This is a genomic window from Paenisporosarcina indica (genome assembly GCF_001939075.1).
GTDB classification, from domain to species: domain Bacteria; phylum Bacillota; class Bacilli; order Bacillales_A; family Planococcaceae; genus Paenisporosarcina; species Paenisporosarcina indica.
The window spans coordinates 1-885 of sequence record NZ_MPTA01000017.1; the positions used below are offsets into that span (position 1 = coordinate 1).

Annotated in this window: 1 protein-coding gene; it reads right to left on the reverse strand. The window is 34.5% G+C overall.

Going from position 1 to position 885, the window contains the following annotated elements; translation table 11 throughout:
* Window positions 1–27: 27 nt before the first annotated feature.
* Window positions 28–678, reverse strand: a complete 651-nt coding sequence (locus GY23_RS17685; RefSeq protein WP_084544175.1) for a hypothetical protein — start codon at window positions 676–678, stop codon at window positions 28–30.
* Between the last annotated feature and the right edge of the window lie 207 nt (window positions 679–885).

The following is an 885-nucleotide window of genomic DNA, read 5'->3' on the forward strand; positions in this document are numbered from 1 at the left end:
GGCACCCAATTGGGTGCCTTTTGATTTTTATGGAAAAGTTTTTGTTTCAGTTTTATAGCCAAAAAGAGTTTCTTCTATAGACACAAAAGAATGTTTTTTTTGAAAAGTAGTTAATTTTCCAAGGTCGATTCGGTTCTCTCTATGTAAAGCTACAGATACGATATCCCCTTTTTGAACAGATGGAGCAGAGCCGGTTGACCATTTTACCGAGGAACTAACCATATTCATTTGGTTTTCCCATACTTGATCTTTAAGTAGTTCTGGAAAGGAGTCATCTTGTGTGCGATACCAAAGTGGCACAGAATCAAATGAAGCTTGAAACATAGTAATCTCTTCTTCTAATAATTTGGGAGAATCCACATAATCGTTACTATTACTTCCTAGCAAGCCTACAGGAATCTTTTTTTCCTTAATTTTTTTAACGATTAAGGGTGATCGTTCAATCCAGTCTGCATCTAAAAAGAGGAGTGGATAAGGTTTTTCCAATTGCGTAATCCACTTATCTACATCTTCTCGGCCAAAAGATAAATCGACGGTTAACGTCATGCCGTTATTCCCCTTTATTAATACATCCGGTTGCTCCGTCATTCGAAAGACGGATGTCCATTCTTCTTTTTGTTGAATAAAAATCAAGATAATGAACAGACTAATTAAGGTGATTATTATTCTCTTTTTCAATTACAACACAACCTTTCATACTACATTTTACTTTTCCTCTATGAAAATTATGTTATTGTATTGACATTCATGAATAAGAGATGATAAGATACAAAAAGTCGCTGATACAAATCGACGAAGAATATAAAAAGTGGAAACTTGTTATTGACATGATAACGAGAATTTGCTAAGATATAAAAGTTGCTGTCGCGAGAGTGACCAACATAT